The organism is Rhodanobacter sp. OR92 (assembly GCF_000427545.1).
In the GTDB taxonomy this organism is placed as follows: domain Bacteria; phylum Pseudomonadota; class Gammaproteobacteria; order Xanthomonadales; family Rhodanobacteraceae; genus Rhodanobacter; species Rhodanobacter denitrificans.
This window is the reverse complement of the sequence record NZ_ATYF01000017.1, coordinates 71,667-90,553: the sequence shown is the minus strand read 5'-3', so window position 1 is coordinate 90,553 and position 18,887 is coordinate 71,667. Positions and strand designations below refer to the sequence as shown.

Here is an 18,887-nt window from a genome sequence, read left to right as displayed (position 1 = left end):
CCACTGCCGACGAGGCAGCGAACCCCGCCGCGGACGTCGAACCCGACGCCGCCGAGCAAGACCCCGAGGAGTACCGCGCATGAATGCGCCGCAAAAATCCGTTTTGTCCCTGAAGCGCGAACCGCGCGCCGACAGCGACGCCCCCGCCCTGGAAGAACGCCTGCACAAGGTGCTGGCCAACGCCGGCCTCGGCTCGCGCCGCATGCTCGAGCAGCGCATCCAGTCCGGCGAAGTCGAACTGAATGGCGCCCCCGCCGAAATCGGCATGAGCGTGAAGGCCGGCGACCGCGTGATCATGGACGGCAAGCAGTTCGTCGTAGCCACCGACAGCCGCGACGACACCGAGGTGCTGATCTACCACAAGCCCGAAGGCGTGCTGACCACCCGTGACGACCCGGACGGCCGCCCCACCGTGTTCGAACAGCTGCCGCGCCTGAAGGGCGCGCGCTGGGTCGCCGTGGGCCGACTCGACATCAACACCACCGGCCTGCTGCTGCTGACCACCGACGGCGCCCTGGCCAATGCGCTGATGCACCCCAGGAGCGGACTCGAACGCGAATACCTGTGCCGTGTGCACGGCGAGGTGCCGGACGAAGTCATCGAGAAACTCAAGGCTGGCGTGGAACTGGAGGACGGTCCCGCCCGCTTCGACGAGATCGCCGTGATCAGTCGCGGCGGCAGCCACAGCTGGTTCCGCGTGGTGATCCGCGAAGGCCGCAACCGCGAGGTGCGCCGACTGTGGGACTCGCAGGGTTTCCTGGTCAGCCGGCTCAAGCGCATCCGCTACGGCGCGATCGAGCTGCCGCGCAACCTGCGCCGCGGCGAATGCGAGGCGCTCGATGCCGAAGCCGTCAAGCAGTTGCGCCAGACCACCGGCGTGGACATGCCGCAGCCGGTACTGACCCTGAGCCCGGTGCTGCATCAGCGCCGCGCCAACCGCAACGTCACCGAGTATCGCCCCGCGAGCGGCGCCGGCACCGCCTGGACGGGCGGCCAGGATGAGGCGCGCGAGCTGCGCGCGTATGACCGCATCCGCGAAGAGCCGGTGCGCGGCCGCAAGCCGCCGCGTCGCGACGGCAAGGAAGTCAACGGCAACCTGGCCCGCCCCGAACGCGGTGCGCCGGGCGGCAAACGCGGCGGCAAGAGCAAGCGGGTGGCGCCGGGCCAGGAGCTGCCGTCGGTGCGCACCTGGTTCGCCGGCGAGAGCCGCGACGGCAGCGGTCGCCCTGGCGCGCCGCGCGGCAACGCCGGTGGTGCGGCCGGCAACCGCCGCGCAGCCGGCGGCAAGCCGTTCGGCGCGCACAGCGGCGGCAACGAAGGTCGCGCTGCGGGCAGCCCCTACGGCGGCTTCGGCGGCGAATCGCGTGGCCCCGGCCCCGGCCTCGGCGGCAACCGTGCACCGGGCAATCGTGGTCCACGTCCGCAAGGCCAGGGCCAGGGCAACCGCGCGCATGGCAACCCGGCACGCCCACAAGGCCAGGGCGGCAATCGTCCGCAAGGTCATGGCGGCAATCGCCCGCAAGGCGGTTCCCGGCACGGCGGTCCGGGCGGCGGTCGGCCACCGGGTCGCGGCGGCAACCGTTCGGGCAATCGCTGAGGCGGCTGATCAATGCTGCGCATCTATCACAACAACCGCTGCTCCAAGTCGCGCGCCACGCTCGCGCTGCTGGAACAGCACGGCGGCAAGGTCGAGGTGATCAACTACCTCGACACGCCGCCGAGCGCCGCCGAACTGGCCGTGTTGCTGCGGCAACTGGGCATGACCGCGCGCGAACTGCTGCGCACCGGCGAGGAGGAGTACCGCTCGCTGGGGCTGCACGATCCCGCCCTCGACGAGGGTGCACTGATCGCCGCGATGGTGGCGCACCCGAAGCTGATCGAACGCCCGATCGTGGTCGCCAACGGCAAGGCCGTCATCGGCCGCCCACCGGAAGCGGTGCTGGCGATACTCTGAGTTGATCGCCCATTGCTCGACAAGAAGCCGCCCCCAAGGCGGCTTTTTGTCGAATGAACCGCATCGATCCGGCACTCGCAGCAGCCCGCTCGCGGGCGATGCTTTCGCTCTGATCTGAACAGCATCGCCCGCCGGCGGGCTCCTGCGGATGGACGGGGAGTTCAGCCCGGATCGAGCGTGAACGCGTCGGCGTCCATCCACGCCGGGAAGCGTTCGCGGTGCGCCAGCAGCGGTGCCGGATCCAGCGTCACCATCGCCAGCTGTTCCTGCGCGCCCAGTTCCACCAGCGGCTCGCCGACCGGATCGAGCACCGCGCTGTCGCCGGCATACGGAATCTCGTTGCCGTCCACGCCGACCCGGTTCACCCCGACCACATAGCTGAGGTTCTCGATCGCCCGTGCGCGCAGCAAGGTGCGCCACGGCTGCCGGCGCGGCGCCGGCCAGTTCGCCACGAACACGGCCAGGTCGTAGTCCATGCCGCCGCCAGCGGAGGCCAGCCGGCGATTGCGCAGCCACACCGGGAAGCGCAGGTCGTAGCAGACCTGCGGCAGGATGCGCCAGCCCTTCAGCTCCACCACCAGGCGCTGGCTGCCGCCGCCGTAGCGGGTATGTTCGCCGGCCATGCGGAACAGGTGGCGCTTGTCGTACTGCTCAAAACTGCCATCCGGCCGCACCCACAGCAGGCGGTTGTAGACGACGCCGTCCTCGCGGATCGCCAGGCTGCCGCAGAGCACCGCGCCCACCTCGACCGCCAGCGCACGCAGCCACGCCACGCCCTCGCCGTCCATGCTGTCGGCGCTGGCATGGGTGTCGTTGCTGAAGCCGGACAGGAAGGTCTCCGGCAGCACGATCAGGTCGCTGCCTTTCGCCTGGCGCACCAGCGTGCCGTAGTAGTCGCGATTGGCCGGCGCGTCGTGCCAGCGGGTAGCGCCCTGTACCAGCGCTACGCGCAGCGGTTCAAGGCTCACCCTGTCGCTGCTCATAGCCGGCACAGCCGCTCGGCGGCCGCCTCCATGGTGGCGTCGCTCTTGGCGAAGCACAGCCGCAGCAGTCGCGTACCCGGCGCGCGCTCGTAGAACGGCGTCAGCGGGATCGCCGCCACGCCGCCGTGCTCGACCAGCCAGCGGCTGAAGGCGAGATCGTCCTCGTCGCGGATCGCCGAATAATCGACCAGCTGGAAGTAACCGCCCGGCACGTCGAGCAGCTTGAACCGCGACGGTGCCAGCAGTGCGCGGAAGCGGTCGCGCTTGGCCTGGTAGAACGCCGGCAGCTCCAGGTAATGCTGCGGATCGCTGGCCATGAATTCGGCGAACGCCGCCTGCGCCGGGTGGAAGGTGCAGAACGTGAGGTACTGATGCACCTTGCGGAACTCCGCGCTCAGCGCGGCCGGCGCCACCGCGTAGCCGACCTTCCAGCCGGTGCAGTGGTAGGTCTTGCCGAACGAGGAGACCACGATGCTGCGCCCGGCCAGTTCCGGATGACGCAATACGCTTTCGTGAGCACCGTCATAGACAATGTGCTCATACACCTCGTCGGACAGCACCACGATCTCCGTCTCGCGCACGATCGCCGCCAGCTCGTCCAGGTCGGCGGCGGACAGCACCGCACCGGACGGATTGTGCGGGCTGTTGATCATGATCATGCGGGTCTTCGACGTCACCGCGTCGCGCACGCGCTGCCAGTCGATCGCGAACGTCGGCACGGTCAGCGGGATGTGCATCGCGCGCGCGCCCTGCAGCTCGATCGCCGGCTCGTAGCAGTCGTAGGCCGGGTCGAACACGATCACCTCCTCGCCCGCGCGTACCGTCGCGGCGATTGCCGCGAAGATCGCCTCGGTGGCGCCGGAGGTGAGCGTGATGTCGGTATCGACGTTGAGCCTGCGGCCGTAAAGCCTTTCGGTCTTCAGCACGATCTGCTCGCGCAGGGCCGCGATACCGTGCATCGGCGCGTACTGGTTGCGGCCCTCGTTCATGGCGCGGCCGAGCGCATCGCGCAGCCCTTGCGGCGGCTCGAAGTCGGGGAAACCCTGGCCCAGGTTGACCGCCTTGCGCTCCAGCGCGAGCTGGCTCATCACGCTGAAGATGGTGGTGCCGACTTTCGGGAGCTTGGTAGCGATCATCGTTTGGCCGTATAAATGTCCGTAAACCCGGCAGCGTACTGCATCGGGGCCACCGTGTGCATCACGTCGACGGAAGTTCGTCCGGCGGGCGCTGCTTGCACTGCTCATGCTTCAGCAAGGTCGTCGCCGGCAGCCGCTCGGCCAGGAAGTCGACCAGCGCGCGCACGCCCGGCAGCATGCCGCGCCGGCTGGGATAGACGAAATGCATGGTGCCCTCGGGCACGCTCCACTCCGGCAGCACCACTTCGAGCTCGCCGGCGGCGATCGCCGGCGCGCAGACGAACTCCGGCAGCAGCGCCACGCCCATGCCGCGGCGGGCCGCCTCCAGCAGCACCGCGAAGTCGCCGGTGATCAGCCGCGCCTGCACTTCCACGCTGGTCTGCTCGCCGTTCGCGCCAATCAGTTCCCACAGCTGGGCGCCCTCGTGCTCGCTCATCGACAACGCCGGCAGCCGCGCCAGGTCGCCCGGCTGGCCCGGGCGCCCCTGCGCCTTCAGCAGCGCCGGGCTGGCCACCAGCGTGGTGCGCGACAGGCCGAACGTGCGGATCACCAGGTTGGCGTCGGTATCCAGCTTGGTGCGCACGCGGATCGCCAGGTCGTAACCCTCGCCGATCACGTCGACCCGGCGGTTGCCGGACAGCAGGCGCACCTGCATCTTCGGGTATTGCGCGAGGAAATCCGGCAGCACGTGCGCCAGCACGGTCTGCGCCAGCGAGACGGGGCAGCTCAGGCGCACCACGCCGCGCGGCTCGGCACGCAATTCGTCCACCGCATCCTGCGCCGCCTGCGCTTCCTCCAGCACCGCGCGGCAGTGCGCGTAGAAGCGCTCGCCGACTTCGGTCACCACGAAGCGCCGCGTGGTCCGCTGCAGCAGGCGCACGCCGAGGCGTTCCTCCAGCTGGGCCACGCGTTTGCTCAGGCGCGACTTGGGCACGCCCAGTGCGCGGCCAGCCGCGGAAAAGCCGCCGTGCTCGACCACCGCGGCAAAGAAATACAGGTCGTTGAGGTCCTGCAGCGCACCGCTCAATGCCGCCATGATCGTTTCCATTCAAGAACGATAAGTTCGACAACTGCCATCTTATCGCGATATTGTTCCGAATATATCTTGGTTGCATCGCCAGTCGCATGGCCTGACCAGGAAGCTTTCCATGAAACTCTTGCATATCGACTCCAGCGCGCTGGGCGGCTACTCCGTGTCGCGCCAGCTGACCGCCGACATCGTAGCCGAGCTGAAGCGCAGCACGCCCGACGCCAACCTCCATTACCACGACCTGGCCGCACAACCGCTGCCGCACTGGACCCCGGTGGCCGACGCCAGCGATCCCGCCGCCGTACTCGGCAACCAGTTGCTGGAGGAATTCCTCGCCGCCGACGTGGTGGTGATCGGCGCGCCCATGTACAACTTCGCCATCTCCAGTTCGCTCAAGGCCTGGCTCGACCGTATCCTGGTCGCCGGCAAGACCTTCCGCTACACCGCGAACGGCCCCGAGGGCCTGGCCGGCGGCAAGCGGGTGATCGTCGCCTCCAGCCGCGGCGGCATCTACAGCAAGGATTCGGCGGCGGCCGCCATGGACTTCCAGGAACCCTACCTGCGTGCCGCCTTCGCCTTCATCGGCATCGACGACGTCGAGTTCGTGCGCGCCGAAGGCATGGCGATCGGCGACGAACAGAAGGCCGCGGCGCTGAAATCGGCGCACGGCATGATCGAGACGCTGGTCGCCAAAGCGGCCTGATACCCCGGCGGTAACCCTAACAAACGTCTTCTCCCGCGCGGAGCGGGCGTTTGTGGTTGGGGGCGTCAGCGACCGCGGGGTGGAAAAGCCGCGCCGGTGCCGACACACTGCGGGCTCCCCCTCCACTGGATTCCGCGCATGAAACGCTCGCCATGCCTGCTCATGCTCGCCCTGCTGGCGCTGGCGCCGGCCGCACAGGCCACCGACCTGCTGGTCGACAACGTCAACGGCTACACGCTGGACAGCCATGGCAAGCTGCAGCACTTCCAGGCATTGCGGGTCGAGCAGGGCAAGGTGGTCGCCACCGGCAGCCATGCCGAACTGGCCGGCCGCGTCGGCGACGCCAGGGTGATCGATGGCCACGGCCGCACCCTGCTGCCCGGCCTGATCGATGCCCACGGCCATGTGCTGGACCTCGGCTACGCGCGCAACAGCGTCGACCTCACCGGCACGCAATCGCTGCAGGAAGCGCTGGCCAAGGTGAAGGCCTACGCCGCGGCGCATCCCGACGCGAAGTGGATACTCGGCGGCGGCTGGAACCAGGAAATCTGGAAGCTCGGCCGCTTCCCCACCGCGAAGGAACTGGACGCCGTGGTGTCCGACCGCCCGGTGTGGCTGAGCCGCGTCGACGGCCACGCCGCCTGGGCCAACTCCGCCGCCATCAAGCTGGCCGGCGTTGACGCGGCCACCAAGGACCCGTCCGGCGGGCGCATCGAACGCGACGCCAGCGGCGGCCCGGCCGGCGTGTTCGTCGACGGCGCCACCGACCTGGTCAACGACAAAGTACCGGCGCCCACCGCGCAGGAACGGGCCGCCGCACTCGACGCCGCGCTGGCCGAGATGGCCAGCGTGGGCCTCACCGGCGTCGGCGACGCCGGCATCGACCTGGACACCTACCGGCTCTACCGCGACTACGCCGACGCGCACAAGCTCACCGCGCGCATCTACGCGATGATCCGCAACACCGGCGCGGCGTTCGACACCATCAGCCAGGACGGCCCGCTGATCGGCTACGGCGACGACTTCCTCACCGTGCGCGCGGTGAAGCTGTTTGCCGATGGCGCGCTGGGCAGCCGCGGCGCGGCGATGCTCAAGCCCTACAGCGACGACCCGCACAACCGCGGCCTGCTGTTCATGCCGCCCGCGGCGATGACCGCGAAGATCGACAAGGCCTTCGCCAAGGGTTACCAGGTGGCCATCCACGCCATCGGCGACGGCGCCAACCGCGAGGTGCTGGACAGCTTCGCCACCGCCTACAAGACCCATCCGGCGGCGATCGCGCTGCGCAACCGGGTCGAGCACGCGCAGATCCTGTCGCTGCAGGACATTCCCCGTTTCGTGCCGCTCAAGCTGATCGCCTCGATGCAGCCGACCCACGCCACCTCCGACATGAACATGGCCGAGGACCGCATCGGCCACCAGCGGATCGCCGGCGCCTACGCATGGCAGCGCTTCCTCAAGCAGGGCACGGTGATCGCCGGCGGCTCGGACTTCCCGGTGGAATCGCCCAACCCGTTCTACGGCCTGTATTCGGCGGTGACCCGCGAGGACCACGACGGCCAGCCGCCCGGCGGCTGGTACCCGCAGCAGGACATGACGCTGGTGCAGGCGCTGCGCGCGTTCACTCTCGACGCAGCCTACGCCGAGCATGCGGAACACACGCTGGGCACGCTGGAGCCGGGCAAGTGGGCCGACTTCATCCTGATCGACCACGACATCTTCCGGGACCCCGCCAGCAGGATCTGGAACACCAAGGTGCTGCAGACCTGGGTCGGCGGCAGGCAGGTCTACGCCGCCAAGGATTGATGCAGCAGGACGCGGGACGAAAAAGGCCGGCGCCCACGCCGGCCTTTTTCCTTGCGGCGCGACTCAGATCGTCGAAGTCCGACCTCCGTCCATCGGGACGATCGCGCCGGTGACGTAGCTGGCGCGCGCCGAGGCCAGGAACAACGCCACGTCGGCGATTTCCGCCGGCTCGGCCAGACGCCCCAGCGGGATCCCGGCCAGCTGCCGCGCCAGCAGTTCCTCGCGCGACAGGTCGGTGGCGCGCACTTCGGCGTCCAGCCCCTCCTCCACGCGGCCGGTGCGGGTGATGCCGGGGTTGATCGCGTTGACCCGCACGCCCTTGCCTGCGTAGGCATTCGCATAGCCCACCGTAGCCAGCATCAGCGCGGCGTTGGCCGAACCGCCGGCGATGTGCTGCGGGTTGGCCTGCCGCCCGCCCTGCCCGATCACGTTGACGATGCTGCCGCGGCCACGTGCGCCCATGCGGCGGATCACCGGGTCGGCTGTCGAACCGCGCCGCGGCGCGGTTTCGGCGCCTAGGCCATCAGTCATGTTGCGAAATCGCCACGCGCCTATTGACGGATCGAAACATAGTGTTATAGTTCACTACAACACCACTCAACGAGATCACTAAGGAGGCCTGTCATGAAAGCGCAGAATCTGATCGCCAGTGTCGCTGCCGTCCTGCTCACCGCTGCCAGCCTGAGTGCCGTCAACTACAACGTCGCCAGCCAGCCGACCCACGCCAGCCGCACCGAAGCCAGCAGCGTCACCGACCTGGCACCGATCCAGGTCAGCCCCAGTGCCGCCGAGATGCGCAGCGCCGCGTTGCTGGCCAACGTCGGCAGCGCCGGCATCGCCACGGTGCCGTCGATGGTCGCCGCGAACGCCGGCGGCAATACGGAGCAGCTCAGCCTGCTCGGGTCGCAATTGGCCATGCCCTACTATTCGTTTGGCAACAAGTTCGGCCGCATCAGCAAGGAATAAACATGACCATTACCTGGAACGACAGCGTCCCGATCTATCGCCAGCTGCAGCAACGCGTGGTGGCGATGATCCTGGACGGCGCCTTGAACGAGGGCGACCCGCTGCCGTCGGTACGCCAGGTGGCTGCGGACTACCAAATCAATCCGCTGACCGTGTCGAAGGCATACCAGGAACTGGTCGACGAGCAACTGGTGGAAAAACGGAGGGGTCTGGGCATGTTCGTCATCGAGGGCGCACGCGAGGCGCTGCTGAAATCGGAACGCGAGCGCTTCCTGCGCGAGGAGTGGCCGGCGCTGTTCGCACGGCTGCAGCGGCTCGGGCTGGACCTCAAGACGCTGTTGCGCGAAGCAGCCACCGACAAGGAGCAGAAATCATGAGCGCGGTGATCACGGCCAGTGGCCTGAGCAAGCGGTACAAGTCGGCGCTGGCGCTGGACAACGTCAGTTTCCGGATCGAGCCCGGCCGCATCGTCGGCCTGATCGGCCCCAACGGCGCCGGCAAGACCACCGCGCTGAAGGCGATCCTGGGCCTCACCGATTTCAGCGGCAGTTTGAACGTGCTCGGCTTCGACCCGCGCAAGCAGCGCGACAAGTTGATGGGCGAAGTCTGCTTCATCGCCGACGTGGCCGTGCTGCCGCGCTGGATCAAGGTGCGCCAGGCGGTGGATTTCGTCGCCAACGTGCACCCGCGCTTCGACCGCGCCAAGTGCGAGGCGTTCCTGGCCCGCACCAAGCTGCAGCCCGAGCAGCGCGTGCGGCAGATGTCCAAGGGCATGATCGTGCAGCTGCATTTGGCGCTGGTGATGGCGATCGACGCCAAGCTGCTGATCCTGGACGAGCCCACCCTGGGCCTGGACATCCTCTACCGCAAGCAGTTCTACCAGAACCTGCTGGAAGACTACTTCGACGAGAACAAGACGATCATCGTCACCACCCATCAGGTGGAGGAAGTCGAACACATCCTCACCGACCTGATGTTCATCCGCGACGGCAGGATCGTGCTGGACGCCGACATGGACGCAGTCGGCGAGCGCTTCATCGAGGTGATGGTGGGCGCCGACAAGGCCGCCGCCGCGCGCGCGCTGAAGCCGCTGGACGAGCGGCAGGTGTTCGGCAAGAGCATTTTCCTGTTCGACGGCGCGGACCGCGCGACGCTGGAGCAACTGGGTGAAACCCGCCGGCCGTCGGTCAGCGACCTGTTCGTCGCCACCATGAAAGGAACCTACGCATGAAAACCTTCTACTGGCTGATCAAGCGCGAATTGTGGGAACACCGGGGCGGCTTCTTCTGGACGCCGGTCATCACCGGCGGCGTGTTCCTGCTGCTGAACCTGATGGGCATCCTCGCCGGCGAGGTGATGGGATCGCGCCACGGCTTCAACGTGGCCTTCGGCGGCGGCGAGAACAACATGCGGCTGCTGTCCCGCGCCCTGGACAAGCAGTCCATGGACGCCGTGGGCGCCGGGCTGGACATGGCGATGTACTCGCCGACCATGATCATCGGCATGGTGATGGGCTTCGTGGTGTTCTTCTACTGCCTCGGCACGCTCTACGACGACCGCCGCGACCGCAGCCTGCTGTTCTGGAAATCGCTGCCGATCTCCGACACCGCCACCGTGCTGTCCAAGGTGGTCGCCGCGACGGTCGTCGCCCCGCTGATCGTCGTGGTCGTCGGCACCCTGACCGGCATCGCGATGCTGCTGATGTTTGCCCTGGCGCTGTCGTTCCACGGCGTCGGCGTATGGCACCTGCTGACCCTGTCGCACCCGCTGCAGGTGATCGCCAACCTGATCGGCTCGATCCCGCTGTACCTGCTGTGGGCGCTGCCGTCGGTCGGCTGGCTGATGCTGTGCTCGGCCTGGGCCCGCAGCAAACCGTTCCTGTGGGCGGTGGTGCTGCCGGTGGCCGCAGGCGTGGTGATCGGCTGGTTCAACCTGCTCGGCACCATCGACCTGCAGGACAGCTGGTACTGGCGCAACGTGGTGGGCCGCATCCTGTTCAGCGTGTTCCCCGGCGGCTGGTTCAGCCAGGTCCCGCGCATCGGCGGCAACAACCCGGCCGAACTGTTGTCCAGCCTGGGCGTCGTCCACTCCTATGCGGCACTGGGCTCCACCAGTCTCTGGATCGGCGCCGCTGCGGCCATCGCCATGCTGGCCAGCGCCATCTGGTTCCGCCGCTGGCGCGACGACAGCTGACACTCGAACGAATCGCACGGAGAGAAAACGATGAAAGCCAACATGATCGCCATCGGCATCCTTGCATCCGCGCTGCTGCCGCTGGCTGCCTGCAGCCAGTCCGGCCAGGACACCAACCCATCGGGCGTCGCCAGCGACATGGCCCAGGCGGCGAAGGACGTCCACGAACAGACCTCCTCCTCGATGATCGCCGCCGAGGTCCGCAAGGGCATCGAGCAGGCCAAGAAGGAGCTGGTCAGCAAGGACATCAGCCTGGGCAATATCCACATCGGCGACGGTCCGCACCCGCACGACGGCACTCTCCCCAAGGCGGTGATCACTCCGCAAGGCGAACTGGTGATCGCCGGCAAGCCGGTACCGGCCACGCCGGAACAGCACCCCATGCTGGTGGATTATCGCCAGCAGATCATCGGCATCGCCGAAGCCGGCATGGACATCGGCGCGCAGGGCGCGGACATCGGCGTCAGCGCGGCGAAGCAGGCGCTCTGGGGCGCGTTCACCGGCAAGAGCGACAAGGAGATCGAAGCCAGCCTCAAGCCGCAGACCGACCAGATCCAGGCGGCCGCCCTGCAACTGTGCAAGCGTCTGCCCGGCGTGCTTGCCTCGCAGCAAAAGCTGGCCGCCGCCATGCCTGCGTTCAGGCCCTACGCCACGATGACGCAGAAGGACGTCGACGACTGCGGCAAGGACATGAAGGACAAGGACGGCAAGAAAGGCTTTGCCGTGTTCTCGGACTAAGCCGCAACTTCCACTCGCATTCCCCTCGCCCGCGTCTCACGTGGTGTCCACGACACCGCGGCGGGCACCCTCACCCCCTCCAAAGGGAGACCACCGCATGCGACACCTGATCCTGCTGGGCACCCTCGCCACGGCATCGTTCTTCGTCCTGCCGGCACAGGCCGGTTGGCATGTACAGATGCATGGCACGCGCGACAACCTGAGCTGGCATGACGTCGGCGGCCGCGAACTCAAGCTGGCCTCGCTCGACGGCACGGGCATCCGGGTCATCCGCATCACGCCGGCCAGGCACGCCGGACTGCGGCGAGGCGACCTGATCACCGCCGTGGACGAGCAGCCCGTGACGCGCGTGGCCGAGCTGCGCAACCACCCCAGCGCCCATTGGCGGGAAGCCAGCCGGCTGACCGTGCGCCGCGGTCACGAAACATTGCAGCTGGCCCTGGCGGCCGGCGAACTGGCCGCGATGGCTCACCCGCATCCCTGACCCCGTCCGCGCGCCCATGCATGGGGCACGCGGATCCGATCACTCGCCGTGGATGCCGCCGCGGGTCAGCGCCAGCGGGTCGAGCAGCTTCTGCAGTTCCGCCTTCGACAAGCCGGTGGTCTCCAGCGCCACCTCCATGATCGGCCGGTGCTGCTTGTACGCCAGCTTGGCGGTGGCCGCGCCCTTCTCGTAGCCGATCACCGGGTTCAATGCGGTGACCAGGATCGGGTTCATCGCCAGCGCCTGGTTCACCCGCGCCTTGTTGACCTTGAAGCCGGCGATGGATTTGTCGGCCAGCAGCACGCTGACCTTGGCCAGGATCTCGATCGACTGCAGCAGGTTGTGCGCGATCAGCGGCAGCATCACGTTGAGCTGGAAGTTGCCGGACTGGCCGGCGATGGTGATCGCCGCGTCGTTGCCGATCACCTGCGCGGCGACCATCGCGGTGGCCTCGGGGATCACCGGGTTGACCTTGCCTGGCATGATCGACGAGCCCGGCTGCAGCGCCGGCAGTTCGATCTCGCCCAGGCCGGCCAGCGGGCCGGAGTTCATCCAGCGCAGGTCGTTGGCGATCTTCATCAACGCCACCGCCAGCGTCTTCAGCGCACCAGAGAGTTCCACCGCCGCATCCTGCGCGGCCATGCCCTCGAAGTAGTTTTGCGCCGACTCGAACTTCACCCCGGTCAGCTTCTTCAGCTGGGCGGCCATCGCCGGGCCGAACTTCGGATCGGCGTTGATGCCGGTGCCCACCGCGGTGCCGCCCTGCGGCAGCCGGCGCATGCGCTTCAGCGCGTCCTCGATGCGCTCGATGGCGGAGGCGACCTGCGCCGCCCAGCCGGACAGCTCCTGGCCGAAGGTGATCGGCATCGCGTCCATCAGATGGGTGCGGCCGGTTTTCGGCGTGTTCCTCAGTTCGCGCGCACGCTTGTCGATGGCCTGCTTCAGGTGCTTCAGCGCCGGCAGCAACTGCTCGCTGGCGGTCAGCGTGGCGCTGACGTGGATCGCGGTGGGGATCACGTCGTTCGAGCTCTGCCCGTAGTTGACATGGTCGTTCGGGTGGACCTTCGCACCGGCCGCCACCGCCAGGTGCGCAATCACCTCGTTCGCGTTCATGTTGGTGCTGGTGCCCGAGCCGGTCTGGAAGATGTCGATCGGGAACTGCGCGTCATGCTGGCCATCCGCCACCGCCAACGCCGCCTTGCGGATCGCCGCGGCCTGGTTCTTCTTGAGATGCCCCATCGCCAGGTTGACCTCGGCGGCGGCGGCCTTGATCAGCCCCAGCGCGCGGATGAACGGGCGCGGCAGGCGCAGGCCGGAGATCGGGAAGTTGTCGATCGCGCGCTGGGTTTGCGCGCCGTACAGCGCGTCGGCGGGGACTTTCAATTCGCCCATGCTGTCGTGTTCGATGCGGAAGCCGCTCATGGTCCTGTCCTTCGTGGAGATGGAAAACCGGCCAACTATAGGCCGTCAGTCATTGCGCCGCTGTCAATGTAAAATGGCCGTTTCCCCTTGCCGGAACGCTCCGATGTCCAACCACGCCCTGACCGCCCTGTCGCCGCTGGACGGCCGCTACGCCAGCAAGGTCGAAGCGCTGCGTCCGATCTTCAGCGAGTTCGGTTTGATGCATCGCCGCGTGCAGGTCGAAATCGCCTGGCTGCTGGCGCTGGCGGCCGAGCCGAAGATCGCCGAGCTGCCGCCGTTCGAGGCCGCCCAGGTCGCCACCCTGCAAGCCATCGCGGAAAACTTCAGCGAGGCCGACGGTGAACGGATCAAGGCGATCGAGGCCACCACCAACCACGACGTCAAGGCGGTGGAGTACTTCATCAAGGAGAAGATCGGCGCCGATGCCGGCCTGGCGCAGGCGAAGGAATTCGTGCACTTCGCCTGCACCAGCGAGGACATCAACAACCTCTCCTACGCGCTGATGCTGCGCGATGCGCGCAGCCAGGTGCTGCTGCCGCAGCTGGATGCGGTGATCGCCAAGCTGCGCGAGATGGCGCACGCGAACGCCGCGCTGCCGCTGCTCTCGCGCACGCACGGCCAGACCGCCTCGCCCAGCACGCTGGGCAAGGAAATCGCCAACGTGGTGGCGCGGCTGGAGCGTCAGCGCAAGCAGCTGGTGGCGGTCGAAGTTTCCGGCAAGATCAATGGTGCGGTGGGCAACTACAACGCCCACGCCATCACCTACCCGGAAGTGGACTGGCGCGCGTTCTCGCAGCGCTTCGTGGCAAGCCTCGGCCTCGATTTCAATGCCTACACCACCCAGATCGAGCCGCACGACAACGTGGCCGAATACTGCGACGCGGTGCGCCGCGCCAACATCATCCTGATCGACCTGGCCCGCGACATCTGGGGCTACATCTCGCTGGGCTACTTCAAGCAGACGCTGAAGGCCGGCGAAGTGGGCTCGTCCACCATGCCGCACAAGGTCAATCCGATCGACTTCGAGAACGCCGAGGGCAACTTCGGTCTCGCCAACGCGTTGCTCGGCCACTTCGCCGAGAAGCTGCCGATCAGCCGCTGGCAACGCGACCTCACCGACTCCACCGTGCTGCGCGCGCTGGGCACCGCCTTCGGCCACGGCCTGGTCGCGCTGGAATCGCTGAAGAAAGGCCTGGGCAAACTCAACGTCAACGCCGAACGCATCGCCGCCGACCTCGACGCCAGCTGGGAAGTACTGGCCGAAGCCGTGCAGACCGTGATGCGCCGCTATGGCCTGCCCGAGCCATACGAGCAGCTCAAGGCGCTGACTCGCGGCCATGGCATCACGAAGGATTCGATGCGCGAGTTCATCGGTGGCCTCGATCTGCCGGCGGAAGCGAAGCAGCGGTTGCTGGAGCTGACGCCGGGCGGCTACATCGGCTTGGCCGAAGGACTGGCGCGAGGCATCTGAGCCGCGATCGCTGCTACGCCGTCACTCCGGCGGAAGCCGGAATGACGGGCAAAACCATCGGGCCGCGCACCTCCACGCGCGGTCCGATGCAGATCAGGCGAGAGCCTTCTTCACCAAGCCCTCGGCCTCCAACGCCGCCTGCACCGCGGGGCGCGCGGCCACGCGCTTCTGGAACGCCAGCAACGCCGGGAAGCCGGACAGGTCCAGCTCCACGTGCCTGGCCCAGTTGGTCACGGTGAACAGGTAGGCGTCGGCCGCGGTGAACTTGTCGCCCAGCAGGAACGGCTGCTTCGCCAGCACACCCTCGATGAACTGGTAACGCTTCGTCAGGTACTCCTTGCGCTCGGCGCGGGTGGCTTCGGGCGTGTCGGGCTTGAACAGCGGGCTGTAGCTCTTGTGGATCTCCGAGTTGATGTAGCCCAGCATCTCCTGCAGGCGGTAGCGCGCCAGCGTGCCGTTGGCGGGCGCCAGGCCGCTCTCGGGCTTGAGGTCGGCCAGGTACTGCACGATCGCCGGGCCTTCGGTCAGCAGTTCGCCGTTGTCCAGCGCCAGTGCCGGCACGTAGCCCTTCGGGTTGACCTGCCAGAAATCCGCGCCGCCCTCGGTACGCTTGGCCTTGCCGTCGACCTTCTCCAGCGGCAGCGAGATGCCGGCTTCCAGCGCCACGATGTGCGGCGACAGCGAGCAGGCGCCCGGCGAGTAATAAAGCTTCATGCGTTTTCTCCGTGTTGGGGACGTGGGGAAGAACCATCGCTGCGATCGCGCGAGGCAACTGCCTGCGCGCGCCGCAACGAAGACGGCATGCTAGCCATCATGGTTACTCGCGGATACCACCTAACCATCAGTTAGCGGAAAAATGTAGTATCCCTCCGGTTACCGCACTCTCCGATGGAATTCCGATGGGCCTGCCCGTACGCAAGAGCAAGGTCGCCGCACCGCCGGCCTGCCCGCTCACCGAGAGCCTGGCGCTGCTGCGCGGCGCGTGGGCGCCGAACGTGGTGTGGTACCTGAGCGCCGAGCCGCGCCGTTTCGGCGAACTGCGTCACGACATTCCGCGCATCTCCGCGCGCGTGCTGAGCGCGCGGCTGCGCGAGCTGGAATCGCGCGGTCTGGTGACGCGGCGCGTGCTCGACACCTCGCCGCCGTCGGCCGAGTACGCGCTCACGCCGCTCGGCCGCGAGCTGCTGCCGGCGATCCGGGCGCTGGCCAGCGTGGGCCAGAAGCTGATCGCGGAATGGGAAGCGGGGGCGTCGAAACGCGCGCCCACCGCCGCACGCGGAACGGTTCCGGGCGGCCGCCGGCAAGCTCGGGCGCCCAGCGCGTGACCGCGCTCAGACTTCGTCCGACCCCTCGTTGACCCCCTCGAACAGGAAGGTCGACAGGTAGCGTTCGCCGGTGTCGGGCAGCATCGCCAGCAGCACCGAGCCCTCGGGCGCGGTCTTGGCCACGCCTAACGCGGCAGCCAAGGTGGCGCCGGAGGAGATGCCGGCGAAGATGCCTTCCTGCTGGGCCAGCGCGCGCGCGGTGTCGCGGGCCAGCACGTCGTCGACCGGCACGATGCGGTCGACCACCTTGGGGTTCAGCACGGCCGGCACGAAATCCGGCGTCCAGCCCTGGATCTTGTGCGGCTGCCACTCCTTGCCGGACAGCAGCGCCGCGCCGGTCGGCTCGGTGGCGACGATCTGCACTTCCGGGCGCGCCACCTTGAGCACTTCGCCCACGCCGGTGAGCGTGCCGCCGGTGCCCCAGCCGCTGACGAAGTAGTCCAGCCGACGGCCGGCGAAGTCGCGCAGGATCTCCGGCGCGGTGGTCTGCCGGTGGTAGGCCGGGTTGGCCGGGTTTTCGAACTGGCTGGCGAGGAACCAGCCGTGCTTGCGCGCCAGCTCTTCCGCCACCTTCACCATGCCGGTGCCGCGCGCGGCGCCGGGCGTGAGCACCACCTTGCCGCCGTAGGCGCGGATCAGCTTGCGCCGCTCGAGCGAGAAGGTATCCGACATCACCGCCACGAACGGGTAGCCGCGCGCCGCGCAGATCGCCGCCAGCGCCACGCCGGTGTTGCCCGAGGTGGCCTCGATCACGGTCTGGCCGGGTTTCAGAACACCGCGCTGTTCGGCGTCGAGGATGATCGCCAGCGCGAGCCGATCCTTCACCGAACCGGCGGGGTTGAACGCCTCCACTTTCACATACAACTCGACGTGCTTGGGGGCAAGGCGGTGAAGCTTGACGATGGGCGTGTTGCCGATGGTGTCGAGAATGCTGTCGTGGATCATGGAAGTGCTCCGGCCGTCTGGAGAAAAAAGCGTCGCGCAATCATGCGCCCGCCGAGGTGAAGATTTTCGTCAGGTGCGATGGACCGCTGCCAGCACGTCGGTGGTGGCCGCCCGCGCAGGACGGATGGCAGGTACCGCCGCGCCCAGCGGCGGCGCCCCGAACCAGGCCAGCGAGGTGGCCAGCGACGCCACTTCGCCCAGGATCAGCAACGCCGGCGAACGCACCGCGTGGAACGCCGCGCGCTCGACCATGTTGGCCAAGCTGCCGGTGACCACCCGCTGCTGCGGCAGCGAGCCGTTCTCGACCAGCGCGAACGGCGTCGATGGCGCACGGCCATGTTTGAGCAGGCGCGCCTGCAGCGTGGTCAGCTCGGCCACGCCCATGTACACGGCCAGGGTCTGCCGCTCCTGCGCCAGCGCAGCCCAGTCCAGGCTGTCGCGCGAGGACTGGCAGTGCGCGGTGACGAAACGCACCGATTGCGCATGGTCGCGATGGGTCAGCGGCACGCCGGCGTGCGCCGCACAGGCGACGGCCGCGGTGATGCCCGGCACCACTTCATAGGGAATGCCGTGGGCGCGCAGGAACTCCAGCTCCTCGCCGCCGCGGCCGAACACGAATGGGTCGCCGCCCTTCAGCCGCACCACCCGCCGCCCTGCCCGCGCGTGCTCAAGCAGCAGCGCATGGATGCCGTCCTGGGTGGTGCGGTGGTGGCCGGCCTGCTTGCCCACCTCGATCCGCTCGGCATCGCGCCGGGCCAGCGCCAGCACCTCGGCGCTGACCAGATGGTCGTGCAGGATCACATCGGCCTCGTTCAGCGCACGCAGCGCGCGCAGGGTCAGCAGGCCCGGATCGCCGGGGCCGGCGCCGACCAGCAGCACCGAGCCGGCCGGGACCGCGGGAGTCGCGGCCAGCGCCTGCTCCGCCGCCTGCCGCGCGTCCTCCGGCCGCCCTTGCCGCAACAGGTCCGCCACCGGCCCGGCGAACAGGTTTTCGTAGAAACGTCGCCGCGTCGCCGGCTCCGGGTGGCGCAGGCGGATGCGCCGACGCAACCGCGCCGCCAGCAAGCCCAGCGCGCCCAGCGAAGGGTCGAGCAGCGTCTCCAGTCGCTCGCGCAGCAGCCGCGAGAGCATCGGCGCCGCGCCGCCGCTGGAAATGGCGATGGTCAGCGGCGCGCGGTCGACCAGCGCCGGCACGTGGAAACTCGACAGCACCGCGTCGTCCACCACGTTGACGAAGATCCGCCGCAGCCCGGCCAGGGTGGCGATCAGCCGATTCAGCTCGGCGTCGGACGTCGCCGCCACCACCAGCCAGACCCGCTCCAGCCAGGCTTCCTGGAACGCATCCCCGCGGTGGGCGATGCGCCCCGCCGCCGCCCAGCGCTGCAACTGCGGGGTGAGCACGGGCGCGTTCACCGTGACCTGCGCCTGCGCACCGAGCAGCGCGGCCACCTTGCGCTCGGCCACCGCGCCGCCGCCCACCACCAGCACGGCGCGGCGGGACAGGTCGGCGAACAGGGGATACAGCTTCATTCGGGCGGGATCGCATCGCAGGCAAGGGAGTCGCCGGCACGCTACGCAGCATTCGCCGGCGCGGCAAATGACTTGTGCGGCCGCGCATATGCCTTCCCGTCATGTAACGCCTCGCGCAACGCCACGCTTGACCATTTTATCAAATAGACATATAGACGTCCGTACATGATCATCGACGCCGACCGCCACGAATCCGCCAGC

The 18,887-nt window shown here is 68.3% G+C and carries 20 protein-coding genes; 12 read left to right on the top strand and 8 right to left on the bottom strand.

Annotated elements, in window-relative coordinates:
- Window positions 1-79 precede the first annotated feature (79 nt).
- Window positions 80-1,597, top strand: coding sequence for a pseudouridine synthase (locus tag RHOOR92_RS0110750; RefSeq protein WP_015447453.1), 1,518 nt, complete (start codon window positions 80-82; stop codon window positions 1,595-1,597).
- Between the two features lie 12 nt (window positions 1,598-1,609).
- Window positions 1,610-1,954: an arsenate reductase (glutaredoxin) gene (gene arsC, locus RHOOR92_RS0110745; protein ID WP_027484004.1), complete on the top strand. Its 345-nt coding sequence runs from the start codon at window positions 1,610-1,612 to the stop codon at window positions 1,952-1,954.
- A gap of 161 nt (window positions 1,955-2,115) precedes the next feature.
- Here the strand turns inward: arsC and RHOOR92_RS0110740 are convergent, their stop codons facing one another.
- The 3 genes from RHOOR92_RS0110740 to RHOOR92_RS0110730 all read right to left on the bottom strand — a co-directional run bounded on the left by RHOOR92_RS0110740 (window position 2,116) and on the right by RHOOR92_RS0110730 (window position 5,109).
- On the bottom strand, window positions 2,116-2,937 hold the full coding sequence (locus RHOOR92_RS0110740) for an amidohydrolase (RefSeq protein WP_015447451.1): 822 nt from the start codon (window positions 2,935-2,937) through the stop codon (window positions 2,116-2,118).
- Window positions 2,934-4,073, bottom strand: coding sequence for a pyridoxal phosphate-dependent aminotransferase (locus tag RHOOR92_RS0110735; RefSeq protein WP_027490214.1), 1,140 nt, complete (start codon window positions 4,071-4,073; stop codon window positions 2,934-2,936). The genes RHOOR92_RS0110740 and RHOOR92_RS0110735 overlap by 4 nt, the downstream gene beginning before the upstream one ends.
- A gap of 61 nt (window positions 4,074-4,134) precedes the next feature.
- Complete coding sequence (locus tag RHOOR92_RS0110730; RefSeq protein ID WP_015447449.1) at window positions 4,135-5,109, bottom strand: LysR substrate-binding domain-containing protein; 975 nt, start codon at window positions 5,107-5,109, stop codon at window positions 4,135-4,137.
- A gap of 112 nt (window positions 5,110-5,221) precedes the next feature.
- Between RHOOR92_RS0110730 and RHOOR92_RS0110725 the strand changes: the two genes are divergently transcribed.
- A complete protein-coding gene (locus RHOOR92_RS0110725; RefSeq protein ID WP_015447448.1) occupies window positions 5,222-5,806 on the top strand; it encodes an FMN-dependent NADH-azoreductase in 585 nt (194 codons plus the stop codon).
- A 138-nt stretch (window positions 5,807-5,944) separates the two neighbouring features.
- Complete coding sequence (locus tag RHOOR92_RS0110720) at window positions 5,945-7,612, top strand: amidohydrolase (protein ID WP_027490213.1); 1,668 nt, start codon at window positions 5,945-5,947, stop codon at window positions 7,610-7,612.
- A 63-nt stretch (window positions 7,613-7,675) separates the two neighbouring features.
- On the opposite strand, the gene RHOOR92_RS18690 is transcribed toward RHOOR92_RS0110720, so the two are convergent.
- Window positions 7,676-8,143 carry an SDR family oxidoreductase gene (locus tag RHOOR92_RS18690; RefSeq protein WP_231378367.1) on the bottom strand — a complete coding sequence of 156 codons (468 nt, stop codon included), beginning with the start codon at window positions 8,141-8,143 and terminating at the stop codon, window positions 7,676-7,678.
- Between the two features lie 93 nt (window positions 8,144-8,236).
- On the opposite strand from RHOOR92_RS18690, the gene RHOOR92_RS0110710 reads away from it, so the two are divergent.
- The 6 genes from RHOOR92_RS0110710 (at window position 8,237) to RHOOR92_RS0110685 (ending at window position 11,993) form a co-directional block, all read left to right on the top strand.
- Complete coding sequence (locus RHOOR92_RS0110710) at window positions 8,237-8,578, top strand: hypothetical protein (protein WP_007509946.1); 342 nt, start codon at window positions 8,237-8,239, stop codon at window positions 8,576-8,578.
- A 2-nt stretch (window positions 8,579-8,580) separates the two neighbouring features.
- The gene (locus tag RHOOR92_RS0110705) at window positions 8,581-8,955 is read left to right on the top strand and encodes a GntR family transcriptional regulator (RefSeq protein ID WP_007509948.1); all 375 of its coding nucleotides are present in this window, start codon (window positions 8,581-8,583) and stop codon (window positions 8,953-8,955) included.
- On the top strand, window positions 8,952-9,809 hold the full coding sequence (locus RHOOR92_RS0110700) for an ABC transporter ATP-binding protein (protein ID WP_027490212.1): 858 nt from the start codon (window positions 8,952-8,954) through the stop codon (window positions 9,807-9,809). Before RHOOR92_RS0110705 ends, RHOOR92_RS0110700 begins: the two co-directional genes overlap by 4 nt.
- Window positions 9,806-10,771 carry an ABC-2 transporter permease gene (locus RHOOR92_RS0110695; protein WP_027490211.1) on the top strand — a complete coding sequence of 322 codons (966 nt, stop codon included), beginning with the start codon at window positions 9,806-9,808 and terminating at the stop codon, window positions 10,769-10,771. Before RHOOR92_RS0110700 ends, RHOOR92_RS0110695 begins: the two co-directional genes overlap by 4 nt.
- 30 nt (window positions 10,772-10,801) lie before the next feature.
- The gene (locus RHOOR92_RS0110690) at window positions 10,802-11,509 is read left to right on the top strand and encodes a hypothetical protein (protein WP_027490210.1); all 708 of its coding nucleotides are present in this window, start codon (window positions 10,802-10,804) and stop codon (window positions 11,507-11,509) included.
- 97 nt (window positions 11,510-11,606) lie between these two features.
- Window positions 11,607-11,993: a PDZ domain-containing protein gene (locus tag RHOOR92_RS0110685; RefSeq protein ID WP_027490209.1), complete on the top strand. Its 387-nt coding sequence runs from the start codon at window positions 11,607-11,609 to the stop codon at window positions 11,991-11,993.
- Between the two features lie 39 nt (window positions 11,994-12,032).
- On the opposite strand, the gene RHOOR92_RS0110680 is transcribed toward RHOOR92_RS0110685, so the two are convergent.
- Complete coding sequence (locus RHOOR92_RS0110680) at window positions 12,033-13,415, bottom strand: class II fumarate hydratase (protein WP_027490208.1); 1,383 nt, start codon at window positions 13,413-13,415, stop codon at window positions 12,033-12,035.
- A 103-nt stretch (window positions 13,416-13,518) separates the two neighbouring features.
- On the opposite strand from RHOOR92_RS0110680, the gene purB reads away from it, so the two are divergent.
- Window positions 13,519-14,886: an adenylosuccinate lyase gene (gene purB / locus RHOOR92_RS0110675; protein ID WP_007509960.1), complete on the top strand. Its 1,368-nt coding sequence runs from the start codon at window positions 13,519-13,521 to the stop codon at window positions 14,884-14,886.
- 93 nt (window positions 14,887-14,979) lie between these two features.
- Here purB and gstA read toward each other — a convergent pair whose 3' ends face one another.
- Window positions 14,980-15,600 (bottom strand): glutathione transferase GstA, encoded by a 621-nt coding sequence (gene gstA, locus RHOOR92_RS0110670; RefSeq protein ID WP_027490207.1) that lies wholly within the window; start codon window positions 15,598-15,600, stop codon window positions 14,980-14,982.
- A gap of 185 nt (window positions 15,601-15,785) precedes the next feature.
- Between gstA and RHOOR92_RS0110665 the strand changes: the two genes are divergently transcribed.
- Window positions 15,786-16,211, top strand: a complete 426-nt coding sequence (locus RHOOR92_RS0110665; protein ID WP_015447440.1) for a helix-turn-helix domain-containing protein — start codon at window positions 15,786-15,788, stop codon at window positions 16,209-16,211.
- Between the two features lie 6 nt (window positions 16,212-16,217).
- Here RHOOR92_RS0110665 and cysK read toward each other — a convergent pair whose 3' ends face one another.
- Window positions 16,218-17,156 carry a cysteine synthase A gene (gene cysK / locus RHOOR92_RS0110660; protein ID WP_007509969.1) on the bottom strand — a complete coding sequence of 313 codons (939 nt, stop codon included), beginning with the start codon at window positions 17,154-17,156 and terminating at the stop codon, window positions 16,218-16,220.
- A 69-nt stretch (window positions 17,157-17,225) separates the two neighbouring features.
- Entirely contained in the window at window positions 17,226-18,686 is a 1,461-nt protein-coding gene (gene cysG, locus RHOOR92_RS0110655; RefSeq protein ID WP_027490206.1) for a siroheme synthase CysG, read from the bottom strand.
- Window positions 18,687-18,887: the final 201 nt, after the last annotated feature.